The sequence below is a fragment of the Aeoliella sp. genome (genome assembly GCF_965227375.1).
Classification (GTDB): Bacteria; Planctomycetota; Planctomycetia; order Pirellulales; family Lacipirellulaceae; genus Aeoliella.
This window is the reverse complement of sequence record NZ_CBDDFX010000002.1, coordinates 4591432-4611107: the sequence shown is the minus strand read 5'-3', so window position 1 is coordinate 4611107 and position 19676 is coordinate 4591432. Positions and strand designations below refer to the sequence as shown.

12 protein-coding genes are annotated in these 19676 nt (G+C 61.4%); 10 read left to right on the top strand and 2 right to left on the bottom strand.

Features of this window, described 5'->3' with window-relative positions; translation table 11 throughout:
* Window positions 1–167: 167 nt before the first annotated feature.
* A complete protein-coding gene (locus ACQK2L_RS30960; RefSeq protein WP_425400924.1) occupies window positions 168–2585 on the top strand; it encodes a DEAD/DEAH box helicase in 2418 nt (805 codons plus the stop codon).
* Between the two features lie 16 nt (window positions 2586–2601).
* On the top strand, window positions 2602–3063 hold the full coding sequence (locus ACQK2L_RS30955) for a hypothetical protein (protein ID WP_425400923.1): 462 nt from the start codon (window positions 2602–2604) through the stop codon (window positions 3061–3063).
* On the opposite strand, the gene ACQK2L_RS30950 is transcribed toward ACQK2L_RS30955, so the two are convergent.
* The gene (locus ACQK2L_RS30950) at window positions 3050–3571 is read right to left on the bottom strand and encodes a YcxB family protein (protein WP_425400922.1); all 522 of its coding nucleotides are present in this window, start codon (window positions 3569–3571) and stop codon (window positions 3050–3052) included. The genes ACQK2L_RS30955 and ACQK2L_RS30950 overlap by 14 nt on opposite strands.
* Window positions 3572–3798: 227 nt before the next feature.
* Here ACQK2L_RS30950 and ACQK2L_RS30945 point away from each other — a divergent pair, with 227 nt between their 5' ends.
* The 7 genes from ACQK2L_RS30945 (at window position 3799) to ACQK2L_RS30915 (ending at window position 15967) form a co-directional block, all read left to right on the top strand.
* Window positions 3799–4656 (top strand): ribonuclease H-like domain-containing protein, encoded by an 858-nt coding sequence (locus ACQK2L_RS30945; RefSeq protein ID WP_425400921.1) that lies wholly within the window; start codon window positions 3799–3801, stop codon window positions 4654–4656.
* Window positions 4657–5234: 578 nt separating this feature from the next.
* Window positions 5235–6278 (top strand): SHD1 domain-containing protein, encoded by a 1044-nt coding sequence (locus ACQK2L_RS30940; RefSeq protein ID WP_425400920.1) that lies wholly within the window; start codon window positions 5235–5237, stop codon window positions 6276–6278.
* A 216-nt stretch (window positions 6279–6494) separates the two neighbouring features.
* A complete protein-coding gene (locus ACQK2L_RS30935) occupies window positions 6495–7250 on the top strand; it encodes an SIR2 family NAD-dependent protein deacylase (protein WP_425400919.1) in 756 nt (251 codons plus the stop codon).
* A gap of 202 nt (window positions 7251–7452) precedes the next feature.
* Complete coding sequence (locus ACQK2L_RS30930; RefSeq protein ID WP_425400918.1) at window positions 7453–11967, top strand: beta strand repeat-containing protein; 4515 nt, start codon at window positions 7453–7455, stop codon at window positions 11965–11967.
* Window positions 11968–12041: 74 nt separating this feature from the next.
* Window positions 12042–12734, top strand: a complete 693-nt coding sequence (locus ACQK2L_RS30925) for a DUF2461 domain-containing protein (RefSeq protein WP_425400917.1) — start codon at window positions 12042–12044, stop codon at window positions 12732–12734.
* Window positions 12735–12810: 76 nt separating this feature from the next.
* Window positions 12811–13656, top strand: a complete 846-nt coding sequence (locus ACQK2L_RS30920; protein WP_425400916.1) for a glycoside hydrolase family 16 protein — start codon at window positions 12811–12813, stop codon at window positions 13654–13656.
* Between the two features lie 316 nt (window positions 13657–13972).
* On the top strand, window positions 13973–15967 hold the full coding sequence (locus ACQK2L_RS30915) for a TonB-dependent receptor plug domain-containing protein (protein ID WP_425400915.1): 1995 nt from the start codon (window positions 13973–13975) through the stop codon (window positions 15965–15967).
* A 94-nt stretch (window positions 15968–16061) separates the two neighbouring features.
* On the opposite strand, the gene ACQK2L_RS30910 is transcribed toward ACQK2L_RS30915, so the two are convergent.
* Window positions 16062–16694, bottom strand: a complete 633-nt coding sequence (locus ACQK2L_RS30910) for a CPBP family intramembrane glutamic endopeptidase (protein WP_425400914.1) — start codon at window positions 16692–16694, stop codon at window positions 16062–16064.
* A gap of 200 nt (window positions 16695–16894) precedes the next feature.
* Here ACQK2L_RS30910 and ppdK point away from each other — a divergent pair, with 200 nt between their 5' ends.
* On the top strand, window positions 16895–19576 hold the full coding sequence (gene ppdK, locus ACQK2L_RS30905) for a pyruvate, phosphate dikinase (protein WP_425400913.1): 2682 nt from the start codon (window positions 16895–16897) through the stop codon (window positions 19574–19576).
* Window positions 19577–19676 lie beyond the last annotated feature (100 nt).

Here is a 19676-nt window from a genome sequence, read left to right as displayed (position 1 = left end):
CTTTGGTGGTTAAATAGGTATCCGTTCGCCCGCTTGTAGCTTTCTCGGGCAGCTGTCGCAATACGGTTCTGTGCCCGTGCCGAGCGATCTTGCCAGCAGGGGGCCGCTCGGGGTATCGTAAACGCCTGTGCAGTAAATCGACGAATGTGTTCTTCGGAGCCGACGCCATGGATGTTGCCCAGTTGCTCTCTCGCATTACCTCGTTGCCTGAATACGCTGGGCAGCTCGAGCACCTGGAGGAGCTTCCCGAGCGGCCCGCCCAGTACGCGTCGCCCGAGACACCGCTGCCCGAATCGGTCACGCGACTGCTAGCATCGCAAGGGGTCGAGTCGCTGTACTCCCATCAGGTCGAAGCCCTGTCGGCCGCCCGCGACGCTCGCGATGCGGTAGTGGTCACCGGCACGGCGAGCGGCAAGACGCTGTGTTACAACTTGCCGATCCTCGAAAGCGTCGTCACCCAGCCCGACGCCCGAGCGCTCTATCTCTTTCCCACCAAAGCGCTCGCGCAGGATCAACTCAAAGGCTTGTTGTCGTTGGTCGAAGGCGACGCCGAGATGGCCGCGCGCGTCCGGCCCGGTGTGTACGACGGCGATACGCCTACCGCTCAGCGGCGTCGGATCCGCAACGAAGCGAACCTCGTGCTCACCAACCCCGACATGCTGCACGCGGGCATCCTGCCTTACCATCCCAAGTGGTCCACGTTGTTTGCCGAGCTGCGTTACATTGTGGTCGACGAAGTGCACACCTACCGCGGCATCCTCGGCGCACACGTGGCCGCGGTGCTCCGCCGGCTCGATCGCGTTTGTCGCCACTACGGATCGAATCCGGTCTACCTGGCCGCCAGCGCGACGATCGCCAACCCGGGTGAGTTGGTCAGCAGTCTGCTGGGGCGCGAAGTCGAAGTGATCGACAACGACGGTTCGCCCCGCGGGCGGAAGGTCTTCGCGTTGTGGAACCCCACTCCGCTTGGCACCGACGCCCTGGCGCGACGCAGTGCGAACGACGACGCGGTCACTTGGCTTTCCGAAGCCATGGAAGCCGGCGGGCAGGCGCTCGCGTTCACACGCACCCGGCAAGCGGCCGAATTGGTGCATCGCTACTGCCGCCAGCGACTCGCCGAGCGTCACTCGCCGTTGGTCGATAGCGTGCGGGCGTATCGCGGTGGCTACTTGCCCAACGAGCGGCGTCAAATGGAGCAAGACCTCTTCGCCGGCCGGCTGCGCGGTGTCGCTACGACCAACGCACTGGAGCTTGGCATCGACATCGGTTCGCTCGACGTCGCCATCCTGGTCGGCTACCCCGGCACGATCGCCAGTTGCTGGCAGCAGGCAGGGCGTAGCGGTCGCCGTACCGACGACAGCCTGGCGGTGCTGCTGGCCGGCAACGAACCGGTCGATCAGTACCTGCTGCGTCACCCCGAGTACTTCTTCGCCCAATCGCCCGAGCACGCGGTGGTCGACCCCGATAATCCGTACGTGCTGGCGAAGCACTTGAAGGCGGCCGCGTTTGAGTTGCCACTCAACGCCGACGACCTCGAGCAGTTCGGGCCGCTCGCCGAGCCCATCGCCGGCGTGCTCTCCGAAGAGCGGCAGCTGACTCAAGTTGGCGAGGAGTATTTCTGTCCCGGCGGCCAGAACCCAGCGGTGGGCGTGAGCCTGCGACACATGAGCGACAACACCTTCAGTATCGTGCTGTTGAAGCACACCCGCATCTCGCGCGACCTGTACACTTCCGGCTCGCCGCCGCTGGTGGACGACTCGCACGAAGTGATCGCCAACGTCGACTCGATCAGCGCGCCGGAGTTGGTCTATCCCGAAGCGGTCTACCTGCACGCCGGCGAGACCTATCTGGTTCGCGAACTCGATCTCAACGGCAAGGTAGCCTACGTCGAGCGGCGCGAAACCGACTACTACACGCAGGCGGTGCTCGAAAGTAACGTACTGGTGACCAAGCCGCGCGACGAGAACGCGGTGATTCCGTCGGCCGAGGTCGGCTACGGCGAGCTGGACGTGTCCTGGCAAACCGTAGCGTTCAAGAAGATCAAGTTCGACACCCGCGAGAACATTGGCCTCGGCCCGGTCGACATCCCGGCGCAGAACCTGGCGACTACCGGCACGTGGGTCGCCCCGCGCGACGAAGTCCGCGCCGCGCTCAAGGCCGAAGGACTGCGGACCAGCGAGGGCATCTGCGGGATGCGTAACCTGGCCGTGGTGGCGCTGCCGTTCGTGGCGATGTGCGACAGTCGCGACGTTGGCGGGGTGGTCGACGCCAAGAACTTGGGCCGCTCGACAATGATCCTGTACGACCGTTATCCCGGGGGACTGGGCTACTGCCAGAAAGGGTTCGAGCACATCCAGCAGTTGCTCACCATCTGCCTGGAGATGGTCTCCGACTGCCCATGCGAAGACGGTTGCCCCAGTTGCGTCGGTCTGCCCAACCTGCGCCCTGCAATTCACAGCGACCCCGATCTGACGCGGGGACATCCGATTCCGAACAAGCGAGCGACCCAACGGTTGCTCGAGTTGCTCTTGGACCGCGAGGCTTCGGCAACCGCCACCTCGCAAGACGCTGTCGGTACAACGTAACGCAAAGGGAGGGAGCGTGTCGAACGAAGATCGCGAACAATTGGCAGTGGCGGTGCGCACGATGCAGATCATTGTGTTTAGCATGGCCATGGGATGTGTGGTATTTGCGGTGATCTTGTTGACGGTCATCCAGCCCGATCCGACCGAAGGCCCGCCGACGATTGCCTATATCGGCGTGGCGGCGGGATTGGCGGCGTTGGTCGCCGGCGTCATTGTTCCGCGGCTGATTGCGGCGTCGCAGCCGGCCACCGCTGGCGCGTATCAAACCACGCTGATCATCGGCCTGGCGATTTTCGAAGGTGCTGCGTTTCTCAATCTCGTTGCTTACATGATTGAAGGTCAGTCGTTCTCGTTGGCCGTGGCGGCGGTGCTCATCGCGGCGATTGTCATGGGCATGCCGACTATCGGACGCGTGGAGGACTGGCTCGATGCCCGCCGCCGTAGCGACGAGGAAGCGGACGCGTTCAATCGGCGCTAGCCTCGTCTGCGTGAGCTTGCTGCCAAAGTCGCTCGGCGAGTTGGCAGTAGGCTTCGAATGCGGCTTCGTCGAAAAAGGCGCGACCTGGGATTGGATGTGCCGAAAGCGGAGTTTGATAGACGAGAAGTAACCCTGCTGCTCGTTCCACTTTCGCAATGGCCTTCCACTTTCGGAAAGTGTGTCCATCCTGATCTGCAGATTGATACCCCTCCGCCAGGAGCGACGTAGTGAACTTACGGTCGAGCAAGGCTTGCTCTTCGCGCCTCAACATCTCGCGGGCGAGTTTTTGTTCTGTCTTCTGATGGCGCTTTGGTAGCCGAATGGCATCCAGACAAAACAACATCGACATTACTACGAAGATTGCAAAGAAAGGACTCCAAATCGAATCGACCCAGACCACCAATCCGCTGAGAATTGCCATGCAAGCCGCAACCGCAAGAAACACGCGTTTCCTTCTGCTGATATGTTGTTGCAAGGTCCCACTGCCCTTCTGGACATGATCCAACATGTTGAGCACCTCCTCTTCGGTAAGATGAAAGCTCACCGATTGCGGCGGTTCGAGTTGCGGAACTTCGCGGTGGGCGACTTCCTGCGGCGATGGCGATGCGTAGGGATTATCGGTACTCATTGCTAGCAGCCTGGCGGCTCCGATGGATTGGGGTTTACTGTAACAGAATCGCGTTTGCGGTTGATAGCGGTTCCGCTTGGGTGGGCCAATTCGTTAGAATCCTCTCTATGCTCGACGAATCCCTCCGCCAGCGACTCGAAGCGCTCAATCGCGAGCGAATCTCCGCGCCGGCGGTCCGGCCTCGCCCAACTGCCGTGGCGCCGCAGGTTCCTAAGTCGCGACGCATCGATCCACCCCACACCAAACAGAAGCACCACGCGCTGTTGGAGCGGGGCGAGGTTGTCAGTAACCCGCGCGGTACGCATCTGATGGTCTCGCTCCCGGCCAGTGAACTCTGGCCCGATGGCGATAGCTTTCTGCAGGCGCGGCACGAGCAGCTTTTGCAGTCCATCGACTTCGAGTCGGACGACATTCGGCAGAGTTTCATACAAGCGTTTCCTTCGCGGTTCGTCGGGCTCGACCTCGAAACGTGCGGGCTAAGCGGTTCGGCGTTGTTCCTGGTGGGTGTTGCTCGATTTCACGACGACCGGCTCCTGGTCGAATTGCTCTTCGCTCGCAACTATGCCGAAGAAGCATCTGTGTTGTGTTCCTTGAGCGAGCGGCTGGCCGGCGCCGAGACGCTCGTGACGTTCAATGGTAAAAGTTTCGATTGGCCGATGGTCTCCGATCGTTGGCGGCGGTACCTGCTCGACCGCGAGGCGCCGCTTCCCGACCTCGCGCACTACGACGTCCTGCACCACGCCCGTCGCCGCTGGCGCGACACGCTGCCCGACTGCAAGTTGCAAACCATCGAACGGATGATCTGCCGCCGCAGCCGCACCTGCGACATCGCCGGCCACATGATCCCCGGCGCGTACGACCACTACGTCCAAACCGGCCAAACCGCCGAAATGGAACAAGTGCTGTACCACAACGCGGTCGACCTGGTGACGCTCGTCGACATGGCGATGCGGCTAGCGGGCTGAAAGGTCGCCGTTTTGTCGCACCGCGCGGCAAAACGATTCCCTGCGACAAAACCCCCTCGCGCGGCGCACCTGCGACATTTCGTAAGTCCTGTGGTTGATGGTACTTGCAACATCGGCCTCGAGTTTTGTCGCAGTAGTTGTTGCGCGCGGTTCGCGTTAGCTGCGACAAAACCCCATTCATGGACCGCCCGCGACCAAGCCACGAGTGACCCGTTTGTGCTTTCTCAACACTCATGCACAACACGCCGCACTACCATTGGACCAGTTGCCGATGGCGATTCAATAGCGATTTTCTTACAGCTCGCGTTTTCGCAGGATTCGACGCCACCCGCCAACGGATTCGCAAGAGTTCGGATTCAGCACTAATGGGTTGAAGTGCTGCGTACACTGCTGGCTCTAAGCAACGTGGCGGGAGGTAATCGGTCGTAACCTGTCGCAGAGTTGCATTCGAGGGCAACCGGCGATAAACCAGCAGTGGCACACCAGACGAGCTAGATTAGAATGAACACCAGTCCAAGATTCGCCACGCGCCGGCGAATAAGTAGCGACCGATTCATCCCGAATTCTTGAGGACCACCATGACGCTACGAATCACGATCCTGCTGCTCGTTTTGCCGCTCTTCGTTCCAAGTTGCTTCGCCGAAAGTCGCACCTGGACGGCCGCGAGCGGCGGTGCTTCGATCGAGGCCGAGTACGTGGGGGCCAAGGATGGTAACGTGACGCTTCGCAAGGCGGACGGAAAGACCGTCTCGGTGCCGATCGCCAAATTGTCGGCCGCAGACCAGCAGTACATCGAACAGCAAACCGGCGGCGGTTCGACGGCAGGGAGTTCAGCCGAAGAGGCCGTGTTGGGTGGCGACTCCGGCGTGCGAGTGGAGGTCGTGGGCCTGGAGTTTGGCAAAGCCACGCCGGAGATCCCCGAAGAGCAGGGCGAGATGATGGTGAGGATGGGTTTCGAGGGCACCGCGGTGCACCTGTGGTTGTACGACGCCGAGCGTTCGTTCCTGGGCATCGACGACCAAGCGAGCAAAGTGACCAAGCTGACCGATGACCTGGGGACCGACCTGCTAAAGGACACGAACCCCGGCGGCGGCTTCTCGATGCCCGGCTTCTCGATGGGCATGCAATCGAATCCCGTGCAGGCGGACGTGGCGGAGCATCGTCATCGCTGCGATGTCCAGATCAGCGGTCCCAATCCGCCAGCCAAGGGCGCCAAGCAGATCATGCTCGACGCCGTGCTGGTCGCTCGTTTCGGTGGCAAGACCGAACAGGTCGAAGCACCAGCGGTGAAACTTGCCCAAGGAGCCGAGTACCAGCTGGGGCCAATCAAGTTCGCGGTCGAGCGATTGGAGAAGGATAGCTTCTTCGACGAGGACAAACTGGTTGTCGTGCTCAAGACCGAAGACAGCATCGACGTCTTGCAAAAGGTTGAGTTCCTGGACGCCGACGGCAACGTGTTGGAACATGCCGAACGAGGAAGCATGTCCGGCGGCGGCTTCGGCACCCAGATCAACTACGCGTTCTCCCAGGAACTCGACACCCTCGGCATGCGGCTCCACTACTTTAAAGACGTCGACACGGTCGAGGTGCCGGTGAAGTTGAGCACGGGCGTGGGATTCTAGGGTTAGCTGGAACTGAATCAGTCGCGGATGCGCACGGATTGAAGCAGATTCGCGCGGATCAGAACGAAATGGTTCGCGTATGGATCCGCGTAGATCCGCCCAAATCTGCGTGCATCCGCGTCGAATTCTTCGACCACCGAACGTGTTCCCTTCTCATCCAGTTCTGTTGTACAACGGAGGAACTAGCACTCCGCGATTTGATTCAAGGAACGCGTCATGAACTCCATCGATTACCAACAGATCGCCCAATGGCTCCGCGACGCGGAGCGGGCGGTGGTGTTTACGGGGGCGGGGATCAGTACCGAGAGTGGCATCCCCGACTTTCGCTCGCCGGGTGGGATCTGGACGAAGTTTCGCACGGTGTACTACGACGAGTTCATGGCCAGCGCCGATGCGCGGCATGAGTACTGGCATCAAAAGTCGCAGGGACATCGGGATTTTGCCGACGCACAGCCCAACGCCGGGCACCTGGCGATCGCCAAATGGGAGTCGGAGGGCCGCGTGCGGGGTGTGGTGACGCAGAATATCGATGGGCTGCATCAATTGGCCGGCAGCAAGCAGGTGCTCGAATTGCACGGCACCGCTCGGGAAATCCAGTGCCAGGATTGCGGCGCGCGGTACGACGCCGAGTCGCTGGTGGCCGAGTTTCTCCAGACCGATCAGGTGCCGCAGTGCCAGCAGTGCGAAAAGGGACGATTGAAGCACGCCACGGTGTCGTTCGGCCAGTCGCTGCCGACTGACGTGCTGGAGCAAGCGGTCGAGTGGAGCCAGGAGGCCGACCTGTTTCTGGCGATCGGCTCTTCGTTGGTCGTCACGCCAGCGGCTGACCTGCCGGTGATCGCCAAGCGAAGCGGTAGCCGCCTGGTGATCGTGAATCGCGATCCGACGCCGCTGGACGACATGGCGGATGCAGTGATAGCGGAATCGATTGGCGCAGCGCTCAGTGAGATTGACCGCGCGGCGGATACCTAGGATAGTCCGCGGATAGCTACCATTCGGCCATCGAATTCAGCCATCAGTGCTGGCAACGACTGGCCTCGCGGTCCGCCCAGCTTACCAAATGTTCCGATTACATCGATTTGGTTAACTTTGACGGTTGTAGCGATCCGAAGTAGCTAGAGAACCCCTACCGGTCTACCGGTCCGTTGGCATATCTAGCGTCGGAGAGCTAGCTGTGAAGCTGCAACCTACCGCAAAAATTCTAAGCATCAATTTCTTGGCGTGTATCCTCGTAGCGTCGGCGGGCGTCGCGTGGGGCCAAGGCATCGATTACCAGCTTGGCCTGGGATACAACACCGGAGACTCCGTAGGCCTGGACGACGGCTTCACCCGGCTGGAAACCTGGCTGCCGCTCACGCAGCCAACGGACAACAGCATCTTGTTCAGCGATTTGCGCGTTCTGTTGTACAACGACCATTCCGACGCGGTTGGCTTGAACCTCGGCTTGGGCGGTCGCTGGTACGACTCGTACAACAACCGCGTGTGGGGTGGCTACGCTTACTACGACACACGCGATACCGGCCTGGCCGACTACCAACAGATCACCTACGGCGCCGAAACGCTGGGCAGCATCTGGGACTTTCGCTTTAACGGCCACGTGCCCATTGGCAACAACCCCACCACGCTGCTGTTCTCCAGTAGCGTCGATGCGGAGTTTGTCGGGCAGAACCTGGTGCTGTCGAACCTGCTGACACAGAACGCCATGACCGGCGTGCACGGCGAAGCCGCGCGCGTGCTGTACGGCGGAGAAAATGCACAGATTCGTGGCGCCGTGGGAGCGTACTGGTTCAACGACAAAGATCTGGACATATCCGCCACTGGCCCGCGCGTGCGTCTCGAGTTCCGCGGCGGCGACGAGTTTTGGGCGTCGGGCTACGTGCAGCACGACGATCAGTTCGACACCACCGCTGGCGTGACGTTCCTTTGGCGGTTCGGCACTGGCCGCGGCCGCTGTTACAACTCGTCGGAAAGCGTAGCCGCCCGACTGGGCGATCCCGTGGAGCGGATTCAGCAAATCGTGCTGGCCGAAGCCAGCAGCGACACCACCGTGGTAGCCACCGGCGCTGATAGCAACCCGATTACGTTCGTTCACGTCGAGCAGGGCGCGGCGGGCGGCGATGGCTCCTTCGAGACGCCGTTCGGCACCTTGGCCGAAGCATCCAACCAACCCGAGGACATCGTCTTCGTGCACGGCGGCGGCGTGTTCAACGCCGAGTCGTTCACCACCAGCACCGACGGCCAGCGGGTGCTGGGCGAAGGCATCACCCACACCGTGTTCACGCAGCAGGTTGGCAATGTCGTGCTGCCCACGGTCAACGGCGGCCCGATCCCCGTGGTGCAGAATTCGCCGGGCAACGCGTTCACCCTGGCGGCCGATAACGTGGAACTCGCTGGCTTCAACATCGTGAATGCCGGCAACAATGGCGTGTTCGCCACCGGCCAAACCGGACTGTACGTGCACGACAACACGATCACCGCCGCCACGAATGCAGGCATCGCGTTCAACGCCATGACCGGCGCCAACACCATCGAAGACAACACCATCACCGGCACCACCGCTGGCCCGGGCATCTCGCTGACTGGTAACTACCAGGGCACAACCACCGGCAACACCGTGACCGGCAACGCCGGCGGCGGTATCGTTGCCACGGCCGACGTGACGGGCGACACCACGGGCAACACGATCGATGGCAACACCGGCGACGGTGTGAGCGTTGCGGGCAATTACGTGGGCAACTTCAGCACCAACTCGGTCTCCGGCAACACCCAGGCCGGCCTCAATGTGGGCGGCGACTTCACGGGCAACATCTCGAACAACACCGCGTCGGGTAACACCACCTCGGGCATCGTGGTCGCTGGCACGCTCAACGGCAGTGCTACCACCAACACGGCCTCGACGAATGGTGAATTCGGTATGATCCTCGGCAGCGGTGGCGCTGCGGTGGTGGGCAACGTGACAGGCAACACGACCAACGACAATGGCACCAGCGCAGCGGGCGGTGGTGGTATCTTGGTCGACGGAACCATGAACGGATCGTTGTCGGGCAACACGGCCACCGGCAACGGTGCTGGCGCCACCAGCGCTGGCGTGGGCATCGAGGCCACCGCCGCACTGACCGGCGACGCGACCTTCAACACGGCCACCGGCAACGATGGCTCGGGTATCTCGCTCGTGAGCGCCACCGGCAATGTGAGCAGCAACAACGTCAGCACCAACGGCCAGGGTGCCGATGGAGGCAACGGCTTGCAAGTCGCCGGCAACGTAGGCGGTTCGGTGAGCGGCAATACGGCCAACTCCAACCAGGCTGGCGCCACACTCGATGGTGAAGGCATTTTGATCGGCGGCACCGTAGCCGGCAACGTGACCAACAACACCGCCGGCAGCAACGATGCCAGCGGTGTGGTGCTTGCCGGTGCGGTCACAGGCAATGTGTCGAACAACACGACCAGCAGCAACGCTGAATTTGGTATCACGGCGCTGTCGCTCAACGGCGATCTGTCGTCCAACACCGCCAGCAACAACGGCTTCGATGGCCTGTTTGTCACCGGCATCGTGGGCGACGACATTTCTGGCAACATCGCCAACAACAACGGCCTTTCGGCGGGCGGCGAAGGCGGCGACGGCGTACTGATCGGCGGCAACGTCGGTGGCGACATTACGGGCAACACCACCAGCAACAACAACGTCGGTGCGGTGTCGGACGGTGATGGCTTGCACGTGGTGGGCACCGTGGGTGGCAACATGTCGGGCAACACTTCGAGCAACAACGACGCCTTCGGTCTGCTGGTCGACGGCGCCACGGTCGGCGGCAATGTCTCGGGCAACACCACCAACGGCAACGGTACTGGCGGTATCCAGACCAACAACATCACGGGCGACCTGTCCAGCAACACGGCCGAACAGAACGTGGGCATCGGCATCGCGGTTAACGGCACCGTCGACGACGTGACTAACAACATCCTGAACGAAAACCACTTCGCCGGTCTTACCGTCACAGGCAACGTCGGCGGCAACGTGAGCGGCAACAACTCGACCGACAACGGCCAATCGCCCGGCGGCGAGGGCGGTAGCGGCATGATCTTCGGCGGCACCGTCGCTGGCAACGTGTCGGGCAACACCGCCACGGGGAACTTCGATGGCACCACCGACGACGGCGACGGCATCGCCCTGGCTGGGAATGTCGGTGGCAACATTTCGAACAACACCACCTCGGACAACGGTGGCAACGGCATCGAGGGCACCACGCTCACTGGCAACCTCGACTCCAACACCTCTTCGGACAACGGCGAGTTCGGTGTTCACCTCACCAGCGTCGGCGGCGCGGTTACCGACAACGTCACCAACAACAACGGCTTCGATGGCCTGCTGGTCGACACCACCGTCGGTGGCGCTGTTACGGGCAATACCGCCAACACCAACGGTCAATCGGCCGGCGGCGAGGGTGGCAACGGTCTGGCGATCGGCGGAGCGGTCACCGGCGATATCTCGAACAACACGGCCACGGGCAACGTGGCTGGCGGCACCAGCGACGGTGATGGCATCCATCTGGCCACCACGCACACGGGCAACATCACCTTCAACACCACTTCGAACAACGGACGCCATGGTCTGTTTGTCGACGGCGACTTGAACGGCAACCTGGTTGGCAACGTTGCCAACTCGAACGCCGGCGACGGTATGAACCTGCAGAACGTGATCGGTTCGAACTTCGCCACCAACGTGGGCATTTCGAACAACACGGCCAACGGCAACACCGGTACAGGCATCTCGGTCAGCAGCCTCTCGGCGGTTGACCCGCTGCCGGAAGTCACTGCCATGAACAACAACACTGCCAACAACAACGGCGTGCACGGCGTGCATGTGGATGGCAACGTCGAAGCCCTGATCACCAACAACCAGACTACCAACAACGGCCAAGAGGCCAGCGGCGGTATCGGCTTGTTTATCAACGGTAACATCAACGGCAACTTGAATAACAACACCGCCACCAGCAGCCGGGCCGGCGCGACGTTCGATGGCGATGGTATCCGGATCGCCGGCGACGTCGATCCCGCGGACGCACTTTCGCCGATCGCCACCAGCGTGAACAACAACACCACCGACAGCAACGAGGGTATTGGTTTGGTGGTCGAAGGCTCCATCGATGGTACCCTGAACTTCAACGCTGCCAGCGGCAACGGCACGCGTGGCATCGAGATTCAGGGCAACGTCACAGGCCCCACTTCGTCATTTACTTCCGTGGGTAATAACACCACATCGACTAACGGCACCGATGGCCTGTTCGTCGGTGGCGACGTCACCGGAGCGGTCTTCGGCAATACGGCCACCGAAAACGGCCTCTCCGCCGCTGGTGGACGCGGCATCTGGATCGCTGGCGGAGTGGACGGCAACGTCACCAGCAACTCCGTCAACTTGAACGAAGACGGGGCCGTGGGCGACGGCGATGGTTTGTTTGTCGGCGGCACGGTCACGGGTTCGGTCATCAGCAACTCGGGTAACGAGAACGAAGGCAACGGCCTGACCTTCAACCTCGACATCAACGGCAGCCTGATCGACAACTCTGCGTTCGACAACCTGGGCAACGGCATCGAGGTGCTGGGAACCCTGGGCGGTGCCCAGACCAACAACAACGTAGGCGGCAATGGCCTCAATGGCCTGATCATCAACGGCGTGATCATAATCCCGTAGAGCTTGCAATCCTGGTGAGTTGAGCAACAATAGCGGCAACCGCTGCTGTGCTCCACGACCCAAGGAACGCTCGTATGCCTGATGAATTTGCCGGGTTCTCGCTGGGGCTGCTGCACTTTCTCGAAGAGCTGTCACGCAACAACAACCGCAAGTGGTTCGAGGCGAATCGCGATCGGTACGAACGCGAGCTGCGCGAGCCGGCGTTAGCCTACATCGCCGCCATGGAGCGGCCGATTCAGAAGATCTCGCCGCACTTCACCGCGGTGCCCAAGAAGATGGGCGGATCGCTCATGCGGATTCACCGCGACGTGCGCTTCAGCAACAACAAGCAGCCTTACAAAACCAACGTCGGTATCCAATTCCGCCACGAAGCGGGTAAAGACGTCCACGCCCCGGGCTTCTACTTTCACGTCGACACCGAGGGTGTGTTCGTGGCCGCAGGGGTTTGGCATCCCGATTCGGAGAGCTTGAAGGCGATCCGTGATACGATGGACGAGTATCCCACCGATTGGAAGCGGGCCCGCGACGCCAAGGCGTTCCGCGAGCGGTTCGAACTGGCGGGCGATAGCCTGAAGCGTCCGCCGCGTGGCTATGGCATCGACCATCCGCTTTTGGACGACCTGAAGCGCAAGGACCACATCGCGGTGGCAAATTTGGACCACGATGTGCTGTTCGACAAGTCGCTGGTGAAGCTCACGGCCGATTATTTTCGGGTAACTCGCAAATATATGCAGTTCCTTTGCGAGGCGGTCGGGGTTGATTTCTGAGTGGGTCGCGTCCACCCTGCATTTCGCCGCCTTTGTCGACCCCGCCCCGCCCCCAACCATCCCACCTGGTATTGTCATGCAACTTCGCGTCGCCGCCTGTGTTTGTGTTTTCTCGATTCTCAGTGCCGCCGCTGTCCTGGCCGATGCACCGGAGGGCTACCGTCTGGTGTGGGCCGAGGAGTTCGACGAAGACGGTCCGCCCAACAAAGAGAGTTGGCGGCACGAGCAAGGGTTCGTTCGCAACAGAGAGTTGCAGTGGTACCAACCCGATAACGCAACGTGCAAGGACGGCCTGCTGGTGATCGAGGCCCGGCGCGAGGAGGTATCGAATCCCCGATTCGAGGCCGACAGTCGCGATTGGAAACGCAGCCGCCGCGCCTCGGAATTCACCTCCTCCAGCATCCAGACGCGAGGCCATCATGAGTGGCAGTATGGCGTGTTTGAGATCCGCGCCCGCATCGACGCCCGCGAAGGACTGTGGCCCGCCATTTGGATGCTGGGTCGTCGTGGAGGTTGGCCGGGTGGGGGCGAGATCGACATCATGGAATACTATGATCACTCGATCCTGGCCAACGCTTGCTGGCAGGGACGCCGTCGTTGGGAGCAGAAGTGGGACACCAAGATCGTGCCGCTCAAGGAGTTCGACGACGATTGGTCGAAGGACCTCCACGTTTGGCGAATGGATTGGGACGACGAGCGGATTGTGCTCTCGGTCGACGACCGCAAGCTCAACACGATCGACCTGGCGGAGGTCGATCAGACCATGGGCACTCGCAACAACCCTTTCCGCCAACCGCACTACATGCTGCTGAACCTGGCTGTGGGAGGAACCAACGGCGGCGACCCTTCGGAACTCGAGATGCCGGGCCGCTTCGAAGTCGACTACGTTCGCGTGTATCAACGCACCGAAGACTCCGAGTGACGTGGCGGCAGTCGCAACGAAATGCACCTCGGACATAGCAATTAGCCAAAGTGGTTTCGCGCTAATTGGAGTGGTTCACAAGTGCTTTACTCCCAGTTGTAGCGATTCTGAGTTCGGCCCACGGTCGTTTGCACCGCAAGCTGATCACTTCTCTATCCCTTCGTCGGCACTCCGCAGCCGATGAGTCCGATGGGGCTGCTTCAAAGACCTCGCGTCAAGGATTGCGCGCACGTAAGTCGCCCCGGAATAGTCAATAACACCCATTCGTTAACTGGCCGTTTGGGTGCATTCGAAGGATCGACGGGGCCCGCCTGTAATGCGCTTGCCATTCCAAGCAATCTGTTTGTTTGCGCTGCTGCTTGTTGCTGCGCCGCTACAAGCGCAACCGACGAGCGTCGGCCCCGATCCTGCCACCGATGCTCCCGCCGATGGCGACGATGTCCTCAATATGGACCTCGACCAGTTGAGCCGGGCCGACGTGGTGGTGGCCGGCGAGATGAACACCGAAGTGTCCATCGCCGCTCGCACCGATCAGCCTATCTCGCGCACCGCATCGGCCGTGTTTGTGATTACCGACCAGATGATCCGGCGGAGCGGGGCACGCAACATTCCCGAGGCATTGCGAATTGCGCCTGGTGTGCATGTCGCGCGGATCAACTCGGCGGCCTGGGCAATCTCTATTCGTGGCTTCACCCATCAGTTCGCCAATAAGTTGTTGGTGCAAGTCGATGGACGTGCAACGTACAACGCCGGTTTTTCCGGAACCTACTGGGACCACGAGTTCCCGCCTATCGAGACGATCGATCGTATCGAAGTGATCCGAGGTCCCGGCGCCAGCGTTTGGGGCGCGAATGCGGTGAATGGGGTGATCAACATTGTTACCAAGTCGTCCTGCGACACCCAAGGCATGTACATCGAAGCCGGCGGGGGCAACGAACACCGTAGTTTCAGCTACGCCCGTGCTGGAGGCGGCCGCGGCGACGTCACCTACCGCATTTACGGACAGCACATCGACGACGAAACGGGCTACCTCGAAGGAGCGATCCCGCCCGATGGCCGCAACAACGGCCAGGCTGGGTTTCGCACCGACTGGTCGCCCACCGAGTGCGATACCTTCACGCTCACCGGCGACTACCTCTCTGGCACATCGCTCTATCGTGCGCCTACCATCGAAGTCGAGAGTTCCAACCTCATGGGCCGCTGGAACCATCGGGTGGACGACGACACGAACTGGACCATGCAGGTCTACTACAACAACCTGGAGCGCGGGTACTTCGATTCGTCGGTGGGCGATCGGCAGGTCCGCGCCCACGAAGTGTTCGACTTTGATAGCACGTTGCAGTTCAAGCCACACGCTTGCCACGACGTGGTCTGTGGGTTTGGCTACCGCAAGAACATTGCGGGAGCCGCCCCGTTCGCGGGCGCCGACCTGTTCGATCCCGACTTTGCCCAGTACGACAACATTAGCTACTTCATTCAGGATACCTGGACCGTCGTCGACGACCTGTGCTTCGTAACGCTCGGCTGCAAGCTGGAGCACAACGACTTCGTGGGCTTCGTCTATCAACCGACCGCCAAAATTGCCCTCACGCCCAACGAACGGACTTCAGTGTGGGGGTCGGTCAGCAGAGCGGTGCGCAATCCGTCGCGGGTGGATCTCGACCTGGACTTCACGACCGTCCCGCCGGCGCCGCTGCCGACGGTAAACATCCTGGGCAATCCCAACCTCGAAGCCGAGCAGGCGATGACCTACGAACTGGGCATCCGTCGCCAGCCGACCGACTACTTCTACTGGGACCTGGCCGTGTTCTACTCTAGATACGAGGACATTATTCAGAGCCTGCCGATTAGCATCACTCCGTCGCTCGCCACGTTTCAGCCCATCAACGGACCTGGCGGACCGAGCTACGGCGGCGAGTTGTGGGGCACGATCGACATGACTCCCACTTGGAGCCTTCGTGGCTGGTACGCCTTTCTTCGGCACGACATCGCCCAGACCGAAGGGTTTCCACCAGAGATTCTCACCCCCTCCGCATTCCCGCGCAACCTCGCCTACCTGACCTCAAGCCACGATCTGGCTTACAACGTGTTTCTCGATGGCACGCTTCGCTACAGCGACGGAGTGCAAGGCGGCATCGGCAGCTACCTGGTGGCCGACGTGCGCCTCGCCTATCGCCCGCGGGACCACATCGAGTTCTCCGTGGTGGGACAAAACCTGCTGGACGACAAGCACCTGGAGTCACTGGCACGGGTGGGCACCGCCACCGAAGTGCAATCCGGCGTCTACGGCATGATCAGTTGGGAGTACTGAGTTGGAGTTTGGCAGCGATTCCGCGGAAGCGAATTACCCTCGCACACCCAGGGTAGTCCAAACTCGTGGCACTCGCTTGGACGCAACCCACGTCTCAGGCGGAACACCCTGGGAGCGAGAACAGCGGTCGATGCCGCGCGAACCACCCGCGTGAGATCGCGGTGAGTGCCAGGAAGTCGTACGCTGCGTGGGCGATCATGGCGCTCAGAATTTCCTCGCGCCACATACTTAGCGCGCCGAAGTACAGCCCGACCAGTGTGGCCAGCCAGAAGTAGCTCCAACTGGCTGCGTGTACCAATCCAAACAGCAAGCTGGCGATCAGCAGTCCCACGACGGGACTCGTGTAGGCAATGGCCACTGGCTGGATGGCCCCGCGAAACAGCACCTCCTCGCCCACTCCGGCGGCCACCGACACGGCGGCAAACTGCCACCACCGCGCCTGGCCGAACACCAGTCGTACGAACCGCCCGACCAGTCGTCGCAGCCAGGAGATGGGTCGCCACTGGCACAGCAGCGTGGCCACCAGCATGGCCACCAGCGGAAGTGTTGCGACCACCCCCCAACCGAGTGCGGCCGCCAGGTGCTCACGGGGCCTCATCAGACTGGCTAGCGGCACTCCGCCCAGCCAAGCGACCAGCCAACCAGCCACTGCCAGAGCAAGCTCAAAGCCAATCGCCAGCCCCAGGAAGGAGGACTTTTGGCTATCAGGTTGGCTAACCGTGGACATGGCTGGCAGATGGGGCACTTTGGGTGATTTCAGCCGCTTGACGAAGGGCCAAACGCCCCGCTACATTGACCGATTCGGCACAACCGTTTGGGGCACGCGGGGGGCAGTACGCCAACCGCCAACGTTGCCCAGAGCCTCACCGCGAGGCCCATACTTCCCTATACCAAGTTTACCGGCACAAGACCAAGGACTATCCAGGCATGGCCAAGAAGAAAGCTTCCAGTTCGAAGATGGTGTACTACTTCGGCAAGACCCGCACCGACGGCGACGGCTCGATGAAGCAGCTGATCGGCGGCAAAGGGGCCAACCTGGCCGAAATGACCTCCATCGGCCTGCCAGTGCCTCCCGGCTTCACCATCACCACCGAGTGCTGCGACCAGTACTACCAACAGAAGCAAAAGATGCCCAAGGGGCTGATGAAGGAAGTCGAAGCGGCCGTTAAGACGCTCGAGAAGGAAACCGGCAAGAAGTTCGGCGACATCGACAACCCGCTGCTGGTGAGTGTTCGCTCGGGTGCCGCGCTCTCCATGCCCGGCATGATGAACACCATTCTGAACCTTGGCCTGAACGACAAGTCGGTCGTCGGTTTGGCCAATGCCACGGGCAACGAGCGGTTTGCCTACGACGCCTACCGCCGCTTGATCAATATGTACGGCGACGTGGTGATGGAAGTGCACCACGAGCACTTCGAGGACGCCTTCAGCAAGATCAAGCACAAGTACGGCGCCAAGCAAGACAACGATGTGCCGACTGAAGGCCTCATCGAACTGGTGGAAGCCTACAAGAAGGTCTACAAGAAGCACACCAAGCAAGACTTCCCGCAGGACCCGATGGGTCAGCTGGAACTGGCCATCGAGGCAGTGTTCAAGAGCTGGAACGTCGATAAGGCGATCAGCTACCGCCGCATCGAAGGCATCACCGGCCTGAAGGGCACCGGTGTAAATGTGCAGAGCATGGTGTTCGGCAACATGGGCGACGACTCCGGCACCGGCGTCGCGTTCACTCGCAACCCTTCGACCGGCGAGAACAAGTTCTACGGCGAGTTCCTAGTCAACGCCCAGGGCGAAGACGTGGTAGCCGGTATCCGCACCCCGCAGCCCGTGGCCGAAATGCCCAAGTGGAAGTGCGACGCCGACAAGACGATCGGCAAGAAGGTGCACGCCGAGTTGATGAAGATCAAAACCAAGCTCGAGAAGCACTACAAGGACGTGCAGGACATCGAGTTCACCATCGAGCGTGGCAAGCTCTACATGCTGCAAACCCGCACCGGTAAGCGAACCGGCGCTGCCGCGGTTCGCATCGCCTGCGAGATGGTGAAGGAAAAGCTGATCAACGAGAAGACCGGCGTCTTGCGGATCCCGCCGAACGACCTGACGCAGTTGTTGCTGCCGTCGTTCGATCCGGCCGCCAAGAAGAAGGAAAAGGCCTTGACGATGGGTCTGCCCGCTTCGCCCGGCGCGGCTTTTGGCAAGCTCGCCTTCACCGCCGACGAAGCGGTGGAGCGCTCCCACAACGGCGAGAAGGTCTTGCTGGTTCGTAAGGAAACCTCGCCCGAAGACGTCGATGGCATGCACTCCGCCGCTGGCATTCTGACCAGCACCGGCGGTATGACCAGTCACGCGGCCGTGGTGGCACGTGGTTGGGGTAAGTGCTGCGTGGCCGGCGCTGGCGAGATCGAGATCGACGAGAAGGGGCGCAAGATCAAGGTCGGCGGCAAGACCTTCACCCACAAGGACGTCATCTCGATCGATGGCTCCACCGGCGAAGTCTACGCTGGCGAACTAGCCACTGTCGAACCGAAGCTCTCGGGCGACTTTGAAACCGTGATGAAGTGGTCGGACAAGTATCGCAAGCTCGGCATCCGCACCAACGCCGACTCGCCCACCGACAGCAAGCGTGCCCGCCAGTTCGGCGCCGAGGGCATCGGCCTGTGCCGGACCGAGCACATGTTCTTCGAGCCCGAGCGGATCATCCACATGCGTGAGATGATCCTCGCGGAGAACAAGGACGACCGCGAAGCGGCCCTCAAGAAGTTGCTGCCGTTCCAGCGGAAGGACTTCGAGGGCATCTTCAAGGCGATGAAGGGCCTGCCCGTGACGATCCGCCTGCTGGATCCACCGCTGCACGAATTCCTGCCGCACGACGCGAAGAGCCAGAAGGAAGTGAGCGACGCGACGGGTGTTTCGACCAAGCAGATCAAGAGCCGCGTCTCGCAACTGCACGAGCACAATCCGATGCTTGGCCACCGCGGTTGCCGCTTGAGCGTGACCTATCCCGAGATCCTCGTGATGCAGGTCACCGCCATCACCGAGGCGACGATCAATTGCCTGAAGAAGAAGATCGATGCCAAGCCGGAGATCATGATCCCGCTGGTCGGCACCGTGCAGGAACTCTCCATGTTGCGAGAGATTGCCGAGCAGACCATCGAAGACGTGAAGGCCAAGAAGAAGTACACCGGCAAGCTGCCGATCCTGATCGGCACGATGATCGAGATCCCGCGTGCCGCGCTCACCGCCGACGAGGTCGCCACAGAGGCCGACTTCTTCAGCTTCGGCACCAACGACCTGACGCAGATGACGTTCGGCTACAGCCGCGACGACATCAACAGCTTCCTGCCCGACTACCTCAACGAGGAAGTCTTGGAGAAGGACCCGTTCCAGTCGCTCGACACCTCGGGCGTGGGGCAGTTGGTGGCCATGGGCGTCGAGAAGGGTCGCCAGACAAACGGCAAGTTGAAGCTGGGTATCTGCGGCGAGCACGGCGGCGACCCATCGAGCATCGCGTTCTGCCACAAGGTGGGACTCGACTACGTAAGCTGCAGCCCGTTCCGCGTGCCCATCGCCCGCCTGGCCGCCGCCCAGGCTGCCCTGAACGGCAACTGAGCCACTAGTTCCCCTCCCCTTTGAGGGGCAACCCTGTACCCTCCCTCCGGGAGGGTCGCAGCTGCATTTGCTGCGGGGAGGAAACAACCAAGTAACTCAA